Raw genomic sequence first — 1299 nt, 5'->3', positions numbered from 1 at the left:
TTTGAGTAAACAACAAGTGGATTCAATCCCCATAGAAGGTTAAAAAAAGAAAAAAAAACGCATAGTACAACAGCGGATTAAATCAAATTGCGCCTTTGGCTTAAATGATTTAATCCTATAATGTTGTACTTCATTAAAAAAATCATTATAAATTGAATGAAATTATTCCCGAAAAGAAATTTTATAGCTGAATTAAGTGGAAGTAGTTCTGAAGCAATGGCAGAATTAAAACGGAATACAGATATAACGGATTCACTTGTTTCTGACTGGACGAAAAAAGCATTTCGCGGTCAAGTAAATAAAAGTGAATTTAAAATAATATCATCTGAAATTGGTCGTGGAGCAGTTTGTGTACTGAATGGAAAATTTGAAGGAAAAATTGGCGAAATTGAAGTGCGAATTCATAAGGCATTTAAAGTTATGTTTTCGATTTTAATGCTAATGCCAATTTTCGGATTTGGAATTATGGTTCTGACAAACGGAATTGAAAAATCACTCGGAATAATTATTCCAATGGCAGTAGGAATTATTTTTGTTCGATTTTTATTTATAGAGTTGAGTTTTCGTTTTATTTCAAAAACTGGACTAAAAAAATTGACGAACATTATGGGAATAATAAAACTAAAAAAAACATTACCTACTGGATGAAATTATTTCCGACAAAATACTACTCTATAGAATTACAAAATGATAGTTCAATCGCGATGACTAATTTGAAAAGTAATACCCTATCCGCTGAACAGTTTGTCACTGATTGGAAAAAACAAACTTTTATTGGTAAAATTCATAATGATGAATTTGAAATAAAATTATCGAAAAATTTTTATGGGACTTTCTGTGTTCTAAATGGAAAATTAGAAAAGAGAAATGGAACTTTACAAATACGAGTTGATAAAACGCTCAAAATACTATTTTGGATTGTAGTCTTATTTGTAATGAGTGGATTAATTGCTTCACTTATTCGAAATAGACTTGATAATTTATTACCATTGATAATGACTATAATAGTTTTTAGATTTATTTTTATAGAATTAGTTTTTAGAATCATTTCAAAAACTGGATTGGATAAATTAACTAAAATAATCGGAATAACTAAACTGGAAAAAAACGAAGTACAACAATTTGTATAATGCATATGCTCCCTTCGGGAAGCAAACGCACCATACAAGAGACGTTGAACTAAACCTTCGGTAACTTTTTTCTGCTGGATTTCGTAATTTAATAGAAATAATTAAAATCTATAACTTATGTATCAAAAAAAAGAGTTGAGTCTTGCTGTGAAAAAGCAAAAAGAACTGT

General features: G+C 28.7%; 2 protein-coding genes. Both read left to right on the top strand.

Features of this window, described 5'->3' with window-relative positions; translation table 11 throughout:
* Positions 1-156 precede the first annotated feature (156 nt).
* Complete coding sequence (locus F0000_RS27355; RefSeq protein ID WP_149627859.1) at positions 157-648, top strand: hypothetical protein; 492 nt, start codon at positions 157-159, stop codon at positions 646-648.
* The gene (locus F0000_RS27350) at positions 645-1130 is read left to right on the top strand and encodes a hypothetical protein (RefSeq protein WP_149627858.1); all 486 of its coding nucleotides are present in this window, start codon (positions 645-647) and stop codon (positions 1128-1130) included. The genes F0000_RS27355 and F0000_RS27350 overlap by 4 nt, the downstream gene beginning before the upstream one ends.
* Positions 1131-1299 lie beyond the last annotated feature (169 nt).

The sequence above is a fragment of the Aquimarina sp. RZ0 genome (assembly GCF_008370685.1).
Classification (GTDB): domain Bacteria; phylum Bacteroidota; class Bacteroidia; order Flavobacteriales; family Flavobacteriaceae; genus Aquimarina.
This window is presented reverse-complemented; position numbering and strand designations above follow the sequence as displayed.